Origin of the sequence: Chryseobacterium sp. MMO-72, from assembly GCF_037146035.1 — a bacterium.
In the GTDB taxonomy this organism is placed as follows: Bacteria; Bacteroidota; Bacteroidia; order Flavobacteriales; family Weeksellaceae; genus Chryseobacterium; species Chryseobacterium indicum.
The window spans coordinates 142,223-160,887 of sequence record NZ_JBBCWG010000006.1 but is presented as its reverse complement, the minus strand read 5'-3'; the positions used below and the strand labels follow the sequence as shown (position 1 = coordinate 160,887).

Annotated in this window: 12 protein-coding genes; 5 read left to right on the top strand and 7 right to left on the bottom strand. The window is 37.2% G+C overall.

The genetic code is table 11. The annotated features are described in order from the left end of the window. Positions 1 to 124: 124 nt before the first annotated feature. From WFH39_RS10640 to WFH39_RS10620, 5 genes are all read left to right on the top strand, one after another. Positions 125 to 1,033, top strand: coding sequence for an alpha/beta hydrolase (locus tag WFH39_RS10640; protein ID WP_336689882.1), 909 nt, complete (start codon positions 125 to 127; stop codon positions 1,031 to 1,033). 181 nt (positions 1,034 to 1,214) lie between these two features. Then, positions 1,215 to 2,186: a pectinesterase family protein gene (locus WFH39_RS10635; RefSeq protein ID WP_336689881.1), complete on the top strand. Its 972-nt coding sequence runs from the start codon at positions 1,215 to 1,217 to the stop codon at positions 2,184 to 2,186. Positions 2,187 to 2,450: 264 nt separating this feature from the next. Next, a complete protein-coding gene (locus WFH39_RS10630; protein ID WP_336689880.1) occupies positions 2,451 to 3,188 on the top strand; it encodes a rhamnogalacturonan acetylesterase in 738 nt (245 codons plus the stop codon). A 172-nt stretch (positions 3,189 to 3,360) separates the two neighbouring features. Beyond that, entirely contained in the window at positions 3,361 to 3,714 is a 354-nt protein-coding gene (locus WFH39_RS10625) for a cupin domain-containing protein (protein ID WP_336689879.1), read from the top strand. Between the two features lie 587 nt (positions 3,715 to 4,301). Beyond that, positions 4,302 to 5,420 (top strand): pectate lyase family protein, encoded by a 1,119-nt coding sequence (locus WFH39_RS10620; RefSeq protein ID WP_336689878.1) that lies wholly within the window; start codon positions 4,302 to 4,304, stop codon positions 5,418 to 5,420. Between the two features lie 127 nt (positions 5,421 to 5,547). Here the strand turns inward: WFH39_RS10620 and pelA are convergent, their stop codons facing one another. The 7 genes from pelA to WFH39_RS10585 form a co-directional block, all read right to left on the bottom strand. Further along, positions 5,548 to 6,573 (bottom strand): pectate lyase, encoded by a 1,026-nt coding sequence (pelA, locus tag WFH39_RS10615; RefSeq protein WP_336689877.1) that lies wholly within the window; start codon positions 6,571 to 6,573, stop codon positions 5,548 to 5,550. 11 nt (positions 6,574 to 6,584) lie between these two features. Further along, positions 6,585 to 7,769, bottom strand: coding sequence for a DUF4861 domain-containing protein (locus WFH39_RS10610; RefSeq protein ID WP_336689876.1), 1,185 nt, complete (start codon positions 7,767 to 7,769; stop codon positions 6,585 to 6,587). 922 nt (positions 7,770 to 8,691) lie between these two features. After that, the gene (locus WFH39_RS10605) at positions 8,692 to 11,388 is read right to left on the bottom strand and encodes a triple tyrosine motif-containing protein (RefSeq protein ID WP_336689875.1); all 2,697 of its coding nucleotides are present in this window, start codon (positions 11,386 to 11,388) and stop codon (positions 8,692 to 8,694) included. Between the two features lie 78 nt (positions 11,389 to 11,466). Continuing rightward, positions 11,467 to 13,041, bottom strand: a complete 1,575-nt coding sequence (locus tag WFH39_RS10600; RefSeq protein ID WP_336689874.1) for a T9SS type A sorting domain-containing protein — start codon at positions 13,039 to 13,041, stop codon at positions 11,467 to 11,469. Positions 13,042 to 13,127: 86 nt separating this feature from the next. After that, positions 13,128 to 14,828, bottom strand: a complete 1,701-nt coding sequence (locus WFH39_RS10595) for a family 16 glycosylhydrolase (protein WP_336689873.1) — start codon at positions 14,826 to 14,828, stop codon at positions 13,128 to 13,130. A 485-nt stretch (positions 14,829 to 15,313) separates the two neighbouring features. Continuing rightward, positions 15,314 to 16,210 (bottom strand): glycoside hydrolase family 17 protein, encoded by an 897-nt coding sequence (locus WFH39_RS10590; RefSeq protein ID WP_336689872.1) that lies wholly within the window; start codon positions 16,208 to 16,210, stop codon positions 15,314 to 15,316. Between the two features lie 86 nt (positions 16,211 to 16,296). Continuing rightward, positions 16,297 to 18,660, bottom strand: a complete 2,364-nt coding sequence (locus WFH39_RS10585; protein WP_336689871.1) for an MFS transporter — start codon at positions 18,658 to 18,660, stop codon at positions 16,297 to 16,299. Between the last annotated feature and the right edge of the window lie 5 nt (positions 18,661 to 18,665).

The window sequence follows — 18,665 nt, the reverse complement described above, 5'->3', positions numbered from 1 at the left end:
AGATCAATTAAGCTGTTAAGACAGATAAGATCGCTTTATTTTAAGATAAAATCATACTGATTTTCTTAATAAAACTTAACCTCTTCAATCTCCTTAATGGTTTAAAAATTTAAAATTTGACAACATGATGTTTAACCGAAAACATACTTATATTTCTATTTTTTTTATGGGGACAATGGCATTCGGACAGGTAAATCGACCGAATGCTACTCCCTATACCAACGAAGGAACATTTGAAAAATTCAAAAAAAAATATCCGTTTATAACTCCGATTGACCGTCCGGTTCCTCAAAATATCAGAATCGAAAAAGATGTAGAATATAAAAAAATCAACGGAATTTCTCTGAAAGCGGATGTGTATTATCCTTTATATCAGAATAAAAAATATCCCGGAATTGCAATGGTTCATGGTGGCGGATGGATTTCAGGAAGTAAGGAAAACGAAAAATTCATGGCGATGGAACTCGCTTCAAAAGGTTATGTGGTGATTGCCATCGGTTATCGTCTGGCTGATGCTGCGAAATTTCCTGCCGGAGTGGAAGACATCGAAACCGGAATTGAATGGCTGAAGAAAAACCATAAAAAATATTCTTTAGACCGAAATAAAATAGCGGTTCTGGGAGAATCTGCCGGAGCGCAGATCGCCACTTTGGTCGGTGTAAAATCAAAAAATAAAATTCAGGCAATCGTAAATGTAGACGGAATTGTTTCTTTTATTCATCCCGAAGCGGAAGAAAGTACCTACGCTTCCTATTGGCTGAACGGAGACAGAGAAAGCAATTTAAAAAACTGGACAGCCGCTTCTCCGTTGGAATTTGTGGATCAAAATACCCCTCCTACTCTTTTCATCAACAGTTCGCAGCCACGATTTCATGCCGGAAGAGACGATATGATGAAAAAACTGAAGAGTTATAATATTTGGACGGAATTTCATGAGATTAAAAATACGCCACACTCCTTTTGGTCGGCAGAACCATGGTTTACGGAAACATTGAATCTGACTGTTGATTTTTTAGATAAAGTTTTGAAATAGTGATCTTAAACGCAAAGTTTTTATTAATAGATATGTTAAATTTTAAGGAGCAAAGATGAATCAACAAGTTGATTTGATGAAGTTATCGTCATAGCTTGGCGAAGCAAATTTTATTTGCCTTTACTCCCTAAAAATTATGAGGCTTTACAAAAATCTTTGCGTCAAAAAAATAATTCAAACTATGAAAAAATTATTTTTAATCTTTCTCATTTCGATGGCAAATTTGCTGTTTGCCGGAAATGATCCGTATATCAAAATTACCGTTGCAAAAGACGGAAGCGGAGATTTCATCTCGATTCAGAAAGCCATTAATTCCATCAGAGATTTGGGTGCGGAAGAAGCTTTAATTTTAATAAAATCAGGAACCTATCATGAAAAAGTGGTGATTCCTTCTTCAAAACATAAAATTACGCTGGAAGGCGAAAATAAAGATAATACCATAATTACCAACAATGATTTTTCAGGAAAACCGGATTCTTTCAATGAAAAGATGACCACGTTTAATTCTTATACGTTATTGGTGATGGGAGATGACATAAAAATCAGCAATATAACGATTCAGAATACTTCCTGTAATGAAGGACAGGCGGTTTCACTTCATGTGGAAGGTGATCGTTTTATCATTAAAAACTCGATTATTTCAGGTTGTCAGGACACCGTTTATTCCGCAACCAATCACAGCCGACAGTATTTTGAAAACTGCTTTATTGAAGGAACGACTGATTTTATTTTCGGACAGGCAACCGTTGTTTTTAAGAACTGTACGATTAAAAGTTTAGCCGATTCGTTCATCACGGCAGCCGCAACGGAAGCAGACAGAAAGCATGGTTTCGTGTTTTTCGACTGTATATTAACTGCAAAAGAAGGCATTACCAAAGTGTATTTAGGCAGACCTTGGAGACCTTACGCAAAAACAGTTTTCATCAATACAGAAATGGGAAAACATATCCTTCCAGAAGGTTGGAATCCGTGGAAAGGCGACAAAATGTTTCCCGATAAAGAAAAAACAGCCTATTACGCGGAATTCGGAAGCAAAGGAGAAGGCGGAAATACTTCAAAACGCGTAAACTGGTCGCATCAGCTCACAAAAAAAGATCTGAAAAATTATACCGTAGAAAAAATTTTTGATGGCTGGAATCCTGAAGATAAGTAATGAGTAATTGATAATGAGTAATGATTACCATTCGCTAAATCGACATAGGAAAATGAGTGTTTAGAAAATTAATTCTGTGAACGTTAAGAAAATTCTATTGTTTGAGCGCGACCAAAATACTGAATAAAAGACAAACATCAAATTCGCGCGAGTTCTAGGATTTTTAGTGAATAGAAATAATTTTTAGCGGAAGTTTCCAGGTCTTGAACTTTTGATTCTTTTGTTTCCAAGACAAAAGAATATAAATTAAAAAATTTATTTAAAATGAAGAAAATACTTTTATTTTTTAGCATCGCAGTTTCAACTTTAATGATGGCTCAGCAAAAACCCACTCTTTTCTTAATCGGAGATTCTACCATGGCTAATAAAGAAAATCCTGACAAAAATCCGGAACATGGATGGGGACAGGTTTTCCCCCAGTTTTTAACCAACGGAATTGAAATACAGAATCATGCGGTGAACGGAAGAAGTTCCAAAAGTTTCAGAACGGAAGGACGATGGGATCAGGTGGAAAAACAACTGAAAAAAGGAGATTTCGTCATTATACAGTTTGGTCATAACGATCAGAAAATCAAAGACTCTACAAAGTTTACCAATCCTTACACACAGTACAGAGCGAATCTTGAACGATATGTGAATGAAGCCAGAGCAAAAGGGGCGATTCCTGTTCTGATGACTTCCATTGTAAGAAGAAACTTCAACGAAAACGGAGTATTGATCGATACGCATAAGGAATATCCTCTGGTTGTAAGAATGGTCGCAAATGATCTGAAAGTTCCTTTTGTGGATATGCAGTTGTTAACAGAACAGATGGAAATTTCTTACGGCCCTGAAAATTCAAAAAAACTTCATCTGTATTATAAAGAAAGCGAAGATCCGTATTATCCTAAAGGAAAAGAAGATGACACGCATTTATCGAAATTGGGAGCGGAAACGGTGGCTAAATTAGCCACGAAAAGTTTAAAGGCATTAAAAATAGGGTTGGAAAAGTATATTAAATAATAGAGATCCCGCTGATTATGCGGATTATACATATTAAAATTATTTTAAAGATCTGCTCAATCAGCAAAATCTGCGCAAGAACAACATAAAATCAATCAATACATTAGATTTCTCCTTCCTCGAAATGATAGGATGTAAAAATTAGTTTAATAAAAATTGAAAAAGCAATAAGATGAAATTCAAAAAAGAGCCTTTCTTAGATGGGAATTCTGAATGGGAAGATTTGGGAGACGGCGTTTCCAGACAGTTCGTCGGATATAATTCCCAGGTCATGATGGTGATTGTACAATTTGAGAAAAATGCTATCGGTGCATTACATAATCATTTTCATTCTCAGATCACGTATGTTGCGGAAGGAAAATTTGAAGTTACGGTTGATGGTGAAATGAAAATTTTACAGAAAGGCGACGGATTTTTTGCGCAACCCAATATTTTTCATGGGGTGAAATGTCTCGAAGCAGGAAAACTGATTGATGCGTTTGCTCCTTTCAGAGAAGATTTTATTAAAGATGAGTTTTCGGACTAAATTCAAGTTCGGGATTTAATTTCCACCTCAAATACAACAATCTGTTTTTCAGATAAATAAAACATTTACCAAACAGCTAATATTTTTTTCCTGAAGATATTCCGTTCATCAGACTTGATCTGTAATACCGGATCATCTTTGGGATTTTTATTTATTATTTAACTTCAGTTCGGGATAAGAAATAAATTTAAAAAATTGATTTATAGAATTATATTAATTTATCGCAAAGAAAAACAAAAGATTTTTTTACTTATTGAGAGTTGGTAAGCTAAAAAAAAGGCACTTCGTTTATTTAAAAAAGACAAAAATGGTATTACTTTGATCAATTTTACGCCTTTGTATATCTTAAAAGCAGAATTCCTGATAATTGAATCTCTTTGTTTAACCTTGCATTTAAGAAGACTTATCCCGAACTCAGGTTATTTAAAAAGTAAATAAATTTTATACATTAAATAAAATGCAACCGATTAACTAAATTAAATAATTAATATTATAATTATATAAATATGGATATTTTAAAATATAAATTATTTAATTGAAGTATTTGTAATTTCGAATCCTATCATAATTAAAAACAATTACTTACTATGAAACAAACATTTAAAGCTGCTTTTGCTACGGCAGCTCTCTGTTCGGTTTTTGCCTTAACCGGATGCGGACAGGAAGAAATTAAATCTGATTTGTCCGAAAACAACAGTGACCTGAACATGAGAAGTGAACTGGTTGCGAGTGCGGTAATTCCGTTAGCCGATTGTTCTGCTCCGGGATGGGCTTCACAAAACGGCGGAACTACAGGAGGCGGAACTGCCGCTGAAACTACCGTTACCAACTACGCCCAGTTAAAAGCTGCCATAGAAAATTCTGCGGTAAAAGTAATTAAAGTAACCGGAACCATTACTGTTTCAGCACGTTTATCGTTTCAGGATCAGACAGGAAAAACAATCTACGGAACGAGTGGTGCAAAATTAGTTTCTACCGATCAGACGAAAGATGGTTCAGGAATCATCAACATCAAAAGATGCAATAATATCATCATCAGAAACCTGATCTTTGAAGGTCCCGGAGCTTATGATACAGATGGCTGGGACAATGCTATTCTGGACGACTGCCGAAATGTATGGATCGATCACTGTGAATTCAGAGACGGAGTAGACGGAAATTTTGATATTAAAAATAAATCTGATTTTGTAACGGTATCCTACACGAAATTCCATTATCTGAAACCTCCGAAAGCAGGAGGATCGGGAGGAACAGACGATCACAGATTCTCCAACCTGATCGGTTCCAGCGACGGTGCAACAGCAGATGCAGGAAAACTGAATGTAACTTTTGTTCGTTGCTGGTGGGCTCCGGGATGCAGAGAACGTATGCCGAGAGTGCGCTACGGAAAAATCCATATTCTGAACAGCTATTTCAACAGTTCTGTAAGCAACAAATGTATTGCAGCAGGAGTTCAGGCTAATATTCGTGTAGACGGAAATGTTTTTGAAAATGTAAACGAGCCGATTAACCTAATGAGCGGTTATACGGCAGTAACGGTTACTTCCAACAATACTTTTACCAACGTTACGGGTAATAAGTTAGGAAACGGAACAGCTTTTACGCCTCCATATACCATTAATACACTTTCTCTTTCTTCAGTAAAATCTAATGTTACGACGAATGCGGGAGCAACATTATCAGGGAATATCTGTAATTCTTTCTAAAGCAATTTTTTTTTATACTATTCATACTTTAAGCGGCTGTCCCGATCGGGACAGCCGCTTTTTTCTGCAGAACTTGGATTCTAATCTTTTTTACTAAACTTATCTAACTTCCATGATCCGCAATTAACTATAAATCAGAAATATTATTTTTTTCCAGCCATTTCGGATATTCTCTGGCAAGGAGTTTTTCGGCATAATCTCCGTACCAGCTGTAGCCGTTTCTCCGTTCTTCGGAAACTTCGTTATAATTGTATTTTATGCTTCCGTCGCGGTCTCCAAAAAGAGGTTTATTGTTATTAACATCATAAAATCTTGCCCAGATCACAGAATTTTTATCTTCTGTTAAAGTACGTACTGTTTTTCCGTTTACTTTGGCAACGTCGTAACTGTAGCCTTCAATTTTATTTTGTCTGAACCATTTTATGGCAGATTTTACGGATTTTTCGATTTCCGGAGTTACAGGCTGCATCATTAAAAATCTTACGATTCCCACAGATTCTGCAGTAGCTAAAGAGACAGGTTCAAAAGCTCTCGCTTTATCCGGCTGTAAGGTTTCTTCGTTGTACTGGTCTCCCCAGATTGCCGGAGTGTTTTTTTGCAGAACCTGCGTTTTTAAAATACACTCTATTCCTTTCTGAACGGCGGTTTTTGATTTTTCTTTCAGTTTTGGATCCACTACATCAAATCCGTTTTTTCCTTCGGCAACATTATACAGAACGGTTAAAGCATTGATCATGGCGTTGTCATTATACGTAATCTGCTTTCTGTACAATCCTTTATTGGGATAATACTGCGGAAAACCTCCGTTGTTTTTATACTGCATCAGCAAAAGATAGCTGATTCCTTTTTCTGCCGATTTTAAATATTCGGGATTTTTGGTGACAGAATATGCTTTAATGAGCGCATTAATCTCCCTTGAAGTCGCATTGTTGTCAATGGTTGCATGATCGTCTCCTGTTGCTTTTATCTTTCTTAAAAGTTCCTTGCTGAGAGGCAGATTGTAATTGACGACAGATTTATCTTCGAGCTGTTTTCCCCAGCCTCCGACCGGAAGCTGATAGATAAGCATTTTTTCAGCTAAAGTATCTTTTGTCTGGGCAGAAAGATTTACAGCAACCCAGCTTAAAGCAAGTATGTACAGTTTTGTTTTCATCCTTAATAATGTTATTTAATAGTTATCTGCAAAGGATTTGCAATGATCTGCGTCTGCTTTTTCAACAGATTCTCCCAGTCTTTTTGAGTCTGAATTTCTCCGCTTTTCTGCCATGCGAATCCTGCATAATAGGTAAGTTTCTTCTGAGGCTTTGTGATGACCAGCAAATTGCTCTGATCCGGAGTTTCAGATTTAAAAGCCAGCGATTTTTCAGTTATTTCAGGTGTTACCACAATTCCCTCTCCTACAAAGGTATCATCAATTTTTTCCCAATGAAGATAATAGCCTTCTTTGTCGTTAAGTTTTGTTTCTCCTTCGTTTTTATGGAGGGTAATTCCGATGGTGTAATTCGGAACCTTTTTTTCAGCTTCAAAAGTAGATTCGAATTTTGAAAAGTTTGAACTTAAATCTAAAGAAATTCTTTTGGTTTCTTTTACTCCAAAATCACTCCATGAATTATATGTAAGTTCAAAAACCGTTCTTAAAGGTCCTTCTGCAATGGTTTCTGAGGTAACAAAATTCTGTGAGACCTGTAATTTTCCGTCTTTCCAGATTCCGATTCCTCCGGTTCCGCGGCTGTCTCCTACGTGATAAGGATCGTAGCCTTCTCCTCTGGAATCTCTGTGGTAATACATCGGATCGGTTAAGTAGCCTTTGTACCATTTATTGATAACCGACTGCTCTGTTCTTTTCAGCCAGATATCGACTCCGCTGGAAAGGGTACTTTCTTTTACTCCAGCCAAAGCTTCTCTCTGCCCTTTCGGACCGTACATTCTGAAAGCAATTCTTTCATTTTCCCAGGCATAATCGTCTACTCTTTCCGGAACCAGTCTGGAATAAGTGGTTACTTTACTTTCGGAAACCGGAGATTTTCCATCGGCTATAATGGTATAATTCTCAGAAGACTTTCCCTGAATGTGCACCATGAAAAGCAACTCATCATTGTTGCCGTCTCCATCGTTATCGATCCATTGAATGGTTATTAATTGTCCTTTACTGTTTTTTATCCTTACATCTGCTTCTTTATTTTTATTTAAAAATGATTTTAGCTGTGAAACGGGAACTGCAACCACTTCATTTCTTTCAAAATTCAGATTATTTTTCACCTGAACAGAAGTCTGGGCATTGCACAAAGATGAATTAATGCAACCGATTGCACAAGCGAATCCAAGAATAGAATTTTTAACTGTAACCATATTTTGTATTGCTGAGTTAATCTTTCAAAAGTAAAAATAATTTTTGTTCACCGAGAGAAAATTCTAATGATTTAACAAAAATTTGTGACATTTAATCCGATATTCTTTTTTAAAATAAAAATACTTGCTGATAAAAGTTTCTGTATGGTTTCATCAATAAAAGCTTATAACAAGTTATAAAGTTGTTTAAGGTGAAATGCTAAAAACTCTATGGAGTTTTATCTGTGTAGAATCATATTAGGCTTACGTTCGGTGTTGCGTAGGAACGCTATCTTTAGAAAATTCAATCCTACGGATTGATTGATAGATTTATTCTTATTTCTACACAGATTCTGCTCTTAAAGGAGCAGAGATCTTTACTTTAAACAACTTACATAATTAATTCAACAAAATTAAAAATAAAAAGCGTCCACATTTCTGCAGACGCTCCAAACTCAATCTTCTTCATAATACATCGATCACTACTTTAACTCCTCCACATACATTTTTATTGTGTTTTAACCCTCTTTTTTTCTAAAAAAATCCCGCAGACTGACAATCTATTTTTTATCTAATTAAATTGATTAAAATCTCAGATCATTGTTTTATAAGCCTTAATTAAATACTGATCTGCTTCATCTGCGGGAAAAACCTGAACAAATTCTTAAAAAACCACAATCACATGAACTTGTTGGTTACCTCATTTAATTTTACAGTATATCCGAAGTACTTTTTAATCATCTCTATTTATATAGATGCAGAAAAATGGAAAAGCGTTGGAAAAATTTTTAAAAAAAATATTAATTTTCACAAAAAAGACCATAAACCACTGATTATAAACCTAATAAAATTTCAATAATTGTTACAGGAAAAAGTTTCTGAATGATATTCAGAAGAAAAATTTAATCATGGGCAGAATTTAGGTAAGCATATTTTTAGAAATCTATTCTAAATTATTCAGAAAATCAAACAGATCATCTTCCGGTTTCAGCCCGAGTTTTTTTCTCAGTCTGGATCGGCTTACATTGATACTGGAAGGCAATACCTGAAAAATATCTGCCATTTCTTTAGAATTCAGACCAATTTTAAGATACGCGCATAAACGCAGATCGTAGATGGAAAGATTCGGGAATTTCTTCCTCATTGCCTTAAAAAATTCCTGATGCAGTTCATCCATCTGGATTTCGAAGGTGTGATCGTCTGTTTCCAGATAGGTTTTCAGGGTTCTGCGGATTTCTCCGAGTCTTATTTTAGAAATATTAGGGTTATTCTCTATTTCAAGTATTTTCTCGTTAATGGTGGAAAGAAGACGGTTTTTATCCTCATCCTCTTTGGCTTTGGTGGCAAGTTCTATGGTCTTGCTTTTAATTTCTTCCTTGAGGTTATTTTTTTCGTTTTCAAGCTGCTTTTGCTTTTCAAGAATCATTTCCTGCCTGTGCTTTTCTGCCTGTTCACGGAGCGCATTCTGCTCTTTTTTCAGGAGTTCCAGTTTTTGCTTTTTGAGTTTATTTTCCTGATATCTTTTGAGGAAATAAAATAAACCAGCGATCATAAGAAGATAAGCAACATAACTATACAGGCTTCTGTACCAAGGCGGATTGATTCTAAAGGTAAATGTTTTTACGTCAGATATCTGTTTTCCGATTTTAGCTTTTACCAAAAGACTGTATGTTCCTTCTTTAAGACCAAGAAACTCTATTTTATTTTCAGAATTCCAAACAGACCAGTCTTTAGAAAATCCATCTAAAAAATATGAATATTCTACTGCATCTTCATTAGGAAGTGAAAATACAAAGCGGAGATTATTAAAGCGATAAGGAAGCTGCTGCTGGTTTTCCAGATCAAAATTTCCGGTGTTGTTAAACATTTCCGCTTTTCTGAAAATAAGTCCGGAACTGAATCTTTCCTTATTCTGAAGATTCAGTTTTTCTAAAGCAAAGCCATTGTATACAGGAAAAAAATTGTAGTCTGTGGATATTTTCTGCGGAATATAAAAACCGGGAAGTTTTCCGCTGATTACCGGAAGCTGTATTTTGTCTGTAGCAGGAAAAAATTTATTGTTCCGGTTATTAAAATCATACTGTTCTGCAGTTGTGAATATTTTGATCTTCTGATGGATTCTGTAAATATCAGGAAGATTTCCTTTAAAATTATTGTCCGGAAAAATCTGACGGTTAACCGGATTAAAATTATCATCTACAGTCGTCCTCAGAATACCGTAATTAGGAATGTTGATCCAGATTGTATGGTCGTTTTCCACTTCGATCTGGCTTACCGCTCCTACGATTAAATTCATCTTTTTAATGAATTTCAGCGTATTATTTTCTTTTTTATAAACAAAAACTCCGGAATAATTCCCTGTTAAAACATAGTCTTTTCTGAAAGGAGTAATTGCAGAAACACCATATTCGTTATTAATCTTTTTCAGACTATTTTTATCCAGTACGAAAAGACCTTTGTCGTGGCCACAGTATAGATTTCCGTCAATATTTTTAAGCGTCCAAACCTGTCCTTCCGATCCTTCAATCATCTGTAAAAAAGTACCGGAACGCGGATTTCCCATTTCATTCCAGTCTGTAAAATACAATCCCTGATTAGAACCTAAAAAGAAAGTATCGTCTTTAAAAGCGGCTGTGTAACCCGTTCCGAAATCATCATCCTGACTATAGAAATACGTAATATCATTTTTAATATCTACCGAAGAAATTCCATAATCCAGACCTAACCAAAGTTTTCCGTTTTTCTGGTAATGCATACACAAAACCGTATTATTCGGCAGCCCTTTGCTTTTGTTGATGTGCTGAATGATTTTACCATTCAGATCCGTGATGTAAATTCCGTCGAGTATGGTTCCGAAAGCATAATACTGAGTTCCCAGATTGATAAAACTGAAAACTTTACCTTTGATCAGAGAAGGAGAAACTTCAAATGACAGCGGGGTAAGTTTGCCATTATTCCATTCAAAAATCCCTTTGTTTTTAGTTACAATCCGTAAAGCATTGCCGTTGATAAATACACCACTGATGTCTAACGGATTATTATCTGTAAAAGGAAAAATAAGCTTTAACTGTGAGCCGTCATATTCAAACAGTCCTTTCTTTTCATCGGCAAGAAATAATCTTCCGTTCACAAAAAAACTGTTGGAAAATCTGGACTGTGCAGAAATTTTGGTAAGCTTTTTATACGAAGAAATATAAATGTTTTGATGAGAGACAAAAACCATCTGATTTTTAATCTGATACGTTCCCCAAAACTCTTCATTCACACCACCTATTTTCTTTCTGTAAGGATACAGTGAAGTAAAGCTGAATTTTCTGAATTTATTTTTCTTCCAGACTCCAAAATCCATATCTGCACCGGCGTAAATGGTAGAATCATTGGCAACGTACAATGATCTTGTATATCCTCGGTAACTCTTGAAATGGCTCCATGTTTTACCGTCAAACTCCAGAAGTCCGTCTTCGGAAGCCATATAGATCATGCCGTTTTTTGCAGATTTAATATCCCAGATTTTACCGTGATTCCCATAATTTTCGGGCAAATAATTCTGCACAAAAGGCATCCCTTTTTCCAAAATGCTCTGCGCATCTGAAAAAAAACTCAGGAACAATAAAAAGTAAGCGAAAAAATATTTTAGCATCCTTCCAAATATAAACAAAATTTAAGAAAAAACGCCCGCTTTTGCTAACGCACGTTTATAATGTATGGATGTATTTAATTATTTTACAATAACTTTAGAAGACTGAACTTCCCCTTTATCTGTCGTGGTTTTCAAAATATACATTCCTTTAGCAAATCCTTGTGTGGATATGGTATTTGAGTTCTCACTTTTTACTTTTTGTCCCGATAAAGTATACACTCCGATGGTTTTCACTTTACTTTCTGCCGTAATTGTTTCACCGACATTCGCAGGATTAGGATAAACTCTCAAGCTTTTGGAAATGGCAACTTCATTGGTTCCCAACACTGTAGCTTTATGAAAATAGAGATTATCAAAATAAACCGTTCCAATGTTGGAAGTAATCACAAACTGGGCGATATCATTTCTTGCAGCATTATTCGTCCAACTGCTCAACGGAACATCGATAGAAAGCCATTGCCCTTTCACCAAAGCCGGTGTACTTCCTGCATTCAACGGAAGCTCCAGAGCAGAAACCTCACCGGAAGTTCCTCCCCATTGTGAAAGTTTGAGATTGAATACTTTTCCTACCAGATCCACACTATTGTCGATCCATATATCCATATGGAAATGGGTGAAATTAGTTGCATTGATATGATGTCCGGCTCCGCTGAAATCCACTCCTAAGAAATTGGTAAAAATAATTTTTTTAGTATCGTTTCCTGCTACTTGAATATCTAAAATACTGGAATCATCCCAAACCGCAGACCACGCATCAATCGGAATATTCGTGTACGCATTGCTGAACATTGAAATTACGTCCGTCGTTGCCCGCGCAGGAGGAGTCGGAGCCGCTACGTTAGGTCCTGAAACCACATAATTTACCGTGTACGTTTTGGTTACCAATCCGTTTTGTGAGGTTACCAGAACAGTTGCCGTACCCGGAATTGCCGATGCCTGGGTAATGACTTTTGTTGCGCTTGCATTGGTAGTTGTAGCTGTCGTAATCTGTGGAACCGCCGTGGTTCCCTGCGGATATTCCAAAGTGTAAGAAACAATGGCAGAGCTGAAGCCAGTAACAGTGGTTCCGTTTACTTTCAGATCGCTTAATGTGGCATCTGCCGCCGGATTTACCGGATTTTTCCAGAAATAGATATTATCCAGATAAATGGTTGAAGGATTTGCTCCGGACTGCCCGTCAAATTTCAGCTGAAAAACGGAATTCCACGTCATTCCCGTGAATGCAGATTTTGGAAGATCCACGCTGCTCCATCCTGCATTGGTAAGAGGAACATTCACTAAAAATTCACTGGCTCCCGTTCCGTTATTGATAGGCGAAACTTTAAGCACGGCTCCTGCAGTATTTGTCCATACATCAATGTGAAGATATTCCATCGCCGCAGCATTCTGTGTGGTAAGATCTGTTCCCTGATAATTAAAATTAGAATACACCAGAATATTGTTTCCGGAGCCCGAAACCGCCTGAAAAGATGTGTTCACACTTCCGGACTGTCCCCAGTTCGGATTATAGTTCGTAGCAACATTCGTATAGGCATCACTGAATATGGAAATCACATCCGCTGCGGCTTTTGTAGGTGTAGGTGCATTAGTTGTTGGCTGAGAAAAGCCAAAACTAAATGCCAAAAGCATTAGAAAAAGAGATAAATTTTTCATCTTTATAAAGTTTTAAAAATTAGTATTATTGTTGACTGTTAATTTTCAGAAATGATGTTCTTAAAAATCGCGAATCCTTTTTTGTCTTATTTTTTTACGATTTTATATGTATTGACTCCTTTGGAATTTTCAATTCTGATTAAATAAGTACCTGCTGTAAAGGAACTAAAATCTAAATCCAAAGTCGTCCCCACATTTTTTTCAAAAAGTTTCTTCCCTGAAAAATCATAAAGTGTAACCGTATTTTTGTTTTCAGGTAATCTCAGATTCAGGCTATTTTCAACAGGATTGGGATAAAGCAGTTCTTTGGCTTTTAAAAAATCTGTAACTCCCAGAGAAATACACGTATCGCCAACTACGTAAGAATAATATTTGGTCACCGACATTCCTCCTGCGTAGGCAAACTTCACCGCATAATTAATTGTAGAACCCGCGGTTTGTCCTGTAATGGTAACAGAAAATTTCTTTCCGGAAACATTGGTCATCGGGGTTTCTGTAAAAGGGGTTTGTTTCCATAAGTAAGCTACAACACCTGTTTTATCGGAATCTAAAAGTTCAAACGTAATTTTCACATCGGTTCCAATGGTTTGGAAGTCGTATTTGTATCCGGTAGAAAATGCTCCCTGCGAAGCTAAAGTAGAGGTTCCGCTGCAAGCGGTATTGATATTGGAAAGAGTGGTTGCATTTACCGTGATGGGATTATTGACCGCAGTATTTCCTGCTGCATCGCTTGCTGAAACCATAAATGTATAGCTGGTTGTTGGACTCAAACCTGAAATTATCACAGATTTCTGTATTCCTGATGTACCGTAAACCGTTTGTGTCGTACCACCCGAAATCTGATAGGTAATTGCTCCAAAATTATCGGTTGCATTCAGTAATAATTCTACGGAATCGCTAGTTACCGCTCCAACAGTCGCCGTAAATTGAGTGGGCGCAACAGTATCCGGAGTAGTGTTTTGATAGACTCTCACATAATCAATAATCATCGAAGCATCGGTAAATGTGGAAGGAATAGTTCCTACAACACCGCCCATTGCAATATTAAGCAGCAGATACTGTTCTTTATCAAAAGGCCAGGTTGATGCATTTTTTACGGAAGGATTATAGGTATAATACGCTACTCCATCTAACAAAAATGTTATTTGATTCGGCGACCAGTTCATCGAATAAATATGATAATTGGCGGTAATATCTGATGAAGCCAACATTCCGCCATGGTTGACAGAATTTCCTGACGAAGACGGCGTATGCAAAGTACTTTGAATAAAGTTATCAGGAGCAGAAGGGAAAATTCCGTATTCCATCATATCGATTTCTCCGCAAGCCGGCCAATTGGTATTTCCGAAAGTAGAAGCGAAATAACCACCCGGTTCATTCACATTTTTTCCTAAAAGCCAGATTGCAGGCCATGTTCCCTGATTTTTCGGAACTTTTGCCCGAACGTCTATTCTGCCGTATTTAAAGGCGAATTTTGAATTTAATCTTGCTGAAGTGTAATTTTTGGTATACCCCTGATCGGTAAAGGTTTCTTTTTTAGCAACAATATTCAGTTCCCCGTTGCTGGCGAAAGAATTGGTGATGAGATTGGTGTAATGTTGCTGCTCATTATTATACCAACCTGCTGTTGTAGGCAATTGGGTCTGATGAAACCATTTGGTATTGTCAACCGCTCCGTTGGTGGAAAATTCGTCGGACCAGACCAGATCATTGTACACCACATCGACCTGCGCCAAATAGAGTGTGCTGAAAAGAAATAAAACGATATGGTGTAATTTTTTGATCATAATATTTTTTTTATTCCCGCAGATCTTCGCAGATTTTATACGCAGATTTTCGCAGATATTTTTGTTTTATAATGATGTCGCCACTTTGTGGCTTTCTTTTCGATTTTATTCGTATTTCATAGGGCTTCACCCTATGCTTTTGATGTCGCCCTTTCAGGGCTTTTTTTAACTTTTTTATTTTTAAAATGACTTTAAAAGATTGAACTCCTACGGAGTTCTGATTTTGCATCATTCTTTTTTGCTACACAGATAGTACTCTTACGGAGTGTTTTCTTTTTTTGTTCTTAACCTTGTCAGGGTTTGAAACCCTGACAAGGTTTTTGCGTTGAATCTCTCGCAGCCCGACTTGAGTGCAGCTCTTTTTGTGAGGAGGAACGACGAGCAAAAAAGCGGGAACGGAAGGCGGATTAAGCTGCCCAAAAAAATTTCCCTCTTCCAGCATCCATCACCCAACATCCAACTTCCGACTTCCATCTTCCCTCTCATTAATACTTCAACTTTTCGTGCTTATCCCAGATTCCCCAATGTGCGCCGACTTCGCCTTCGGGACCTATTTTCCAGGATTCATCGAAAGAGGAAAAGTAGAAACAGTCGATTTCCTCGTCCATATACCACAATTGGGTACTGATGAAATAATCCAGTGCATTTTTTTCTGATGGAAAAGCACCTTTTAGTTCTTCTCCTTTGCTTGGCCAACCTGTTTCGGAGATGATGACTGGTTTTCCATTGGCTGCCTGTTTTGCCTGCTCATACATTTGCTTTATATAATTGAGCGAGTTTTCGGCGGGACAACTTTCCCAAAACGGATAACAGTTTGCCAAAATAACATCGCAAGCTTCGGTAATTCTTGGTTTTATCGTGAATTCATAATAAGCATCTACGTAACCTACCGGAATTTCGGGGATTTCTTTTTTTACACGATTAATAAAATCTAGCAACTCGTCTTCGGACAAATCTTTGCGGTACATTACTTCATTTCCGACTGCTGCAATATCTACAAAACCTTCTTTGGCAAGTTTTATCAATCCTTCCACTTCTCTTTCGTTGATTTCGGGATCGTTTCCGAGCCACGCTCCGACCAAGGTTTTCATTCCGAATTCTTTGGCGATTTTCGGGATGTGTTCGTTGCCTTCGGTGCAGGAAAACGAGCGAACCCACGAAGTGTGTGGTTTCAGGATTTCCATTCTTCGGCGAACCTGTTCTTCGGAAATGATGTCACCGGGTTTTTGTCCGTCTTCGTATAAACTGAAACAAAAGCCGTGAACGCCGTTGTACAGAATTTCTCTGAACAAATCTTTTTTTTCGGTTTCGGTTTTTCCTTGAATGTAATTATCCTGATTTTGCTTGGGTAAGGATAAATACTGCTCTGCTCTGTATGACATGTTCTTAGATTATAGTTGTGATAAATGATGATTGATAGATGATGATTTAGTCTAATATCTCTTGTCTTTTAGTCTTATATCTTTTTTTAAAATTTGAATTTTTCATTAGCACCCCACAATCCCCACGAAGTTCCTGCCCAACCTTCGTAATGGATTTTCCATGACTCATCGAAAGAAGAGAAATAAAACAGGTTAATTTGTTCTTTTGATGCCCATTTCTGGGCTTCGATGTAGTATCTCATCAGATTTTCGGGAGATGGTTCTGCATGTTGTACGGCTTCACCTTTACTTGGCCAACCAGTTTCTGCGATGATGATTTCTTTTCCGCCTGCAATTTTTTGGGTTTGATGATACATTTCCTGCAAATACATTCCGGCGTGGTCTATGGATGCGCCTTCCCAGAAAGGATAACAATTAATTAAAATTTTATCACTTGCCGCTACCAATTTCGGGTGGTTAATGATTTCATAATATACATCGATATACGTTACAAGAACATTCAGTGTTTGATTTTTAACTTGTTGAATGTAACCCAATAAAGTTTCTTCGTTTTGGTCGCCACGGAAAAGCACTTCGTTTCCAACGGCGGCGATATCTACATTTCCTTCTTTGATCAATTGAATTAAAGACTGAATTTCCTGCTGATTTTCTGCATCATCTTTGCCAATCCAAGCTCCCATTAACACTTTGAAGCCCATTTCTTTGGCGATTTTCGGGATATTTTCGTGTCCGTGAGTAGAAGAAAATACTCTGATCCATTGCGTATGAGGTTTTAATATTTCGAGGCGTTTTTTGATCTGTTCTTCGTTGATGAAGTCTCCCGGAAATTGTTTTTCGTTAAAGACGCTGAAACAGATTCCGCTCATTCCGGCTTTGAAAACCGTTGAAAATTCGGTTTTTATACTTTCAATATGGGTGTAATCGACCGTCGGGAAATAATATTGTGAGAATTTCTGTTGCAATTGCGCTCTGGAAAGTCCGGTAAGTTTCATTCCTTCCAAAACATTGTTGGCACCGTATCCTGAAGGTTTTGGGGCTTTTCTTTTTTCTAACAAATCTCTTACTTCTCTGGCTTTTGCTTCATCTACATCATAATTTTTCATGGTCCAAATGGCAGTCAAAGTTCCAAGAATCGGAATTCCAACAAAGAAAATTCTTAACCAAAACATCGTTTCATCGGTTTGTGTAGCGGCATTGGATTGAAAAGCGACCAGAGAAAGAATCATCCCACTTAATAAGCCCGCAACAGCGGTTCCGAATTTTACCATCCACCAATAAATGGCGCCTAAACTTCCTTCTCTTCTTTTTCCTGTGTTGAGTTCATCAATATCGATTACATCCGAAGTCATGGACATCATTAAGGTAAACAAACTCCCGATTCCGAAGGAGAAAAACGGCAACGCAAACAGAAACAGATACGGTTTGCCCGGAACGAAAAGTAAATACAGTAAAATGTAACCCACGATTGAAATGCTCTGAGAAACCAAAAATGCTTTCTTCTTCCCCATTACTTTCGACATTCTTGCTACGATAGGAATGACTACAACGGTCGTGATTATCGCACCTACGCTTCCGAATAAAGTGGGCCATAATCCAAATCCTTCTTCATTTCCTTTAAACAAATAATATTTGATGATGAAGTAGGAAAATCCGGCTGTAGTCTGAAATGCATTAAATATTAAAAAAGTAGCAATACATATTTTTCTGAACGGTTTAATTTCTACCGAAGCTTTTAATCCTTCTTTGATTTCACCAAAACTTCCTAAAATTCCTTTCAAATCAATCGGGCTGTAGTTTTCGTGGAGTGTCGATTTGCCTGGAATAAAAAATGCCGGAATTGCCGCTAAAATGGCACAACCAATAGCAACATAAACCGCCAAAGTTCTTACCGCAACATCACTAGATGGAAACAAGGACTGATCTGCCATGATTACCCAAAACCAAGGTGCAACCACCCAAGCTAACTGACCAATCAACTGAGAAGTCGCCATAATATTGGTGCGCTCATGGAAATCGTCGCTCATTTCGTAACCCATTGCTACATAAGGAATACTGAAGATGGTGAGTCCTGAATAAAAAATAAGTGAAACCACCAAAAAGTACCAAAAATTGTACGTAACACCATTTTCAGCATACAACTGCCACATCAAAGCAAACGAAATCCCTAAAATAATAGCTCCTGCTAAAACATACTGTCTTCTTCTTCCCCATTTCGATTTGGTATTATCGCTTACATATCCCATGATCAAATCAAACAAAGCGTCATAAAACTTGGGAATAAAGTAGGTTAAGCCTAACAAAAATCCGCTAAAGCCGAGTTTCTCTACCAACACAACGGTGAAAATCCCGATCATTGCAGGAAACATCTGGTTCGCCAACATTCCCAACCCAAAAGCGACCTTCTGACCGATTGGAACTTTATTCGCTGGTTTTTTGATTTGATCTGCCATTTTTC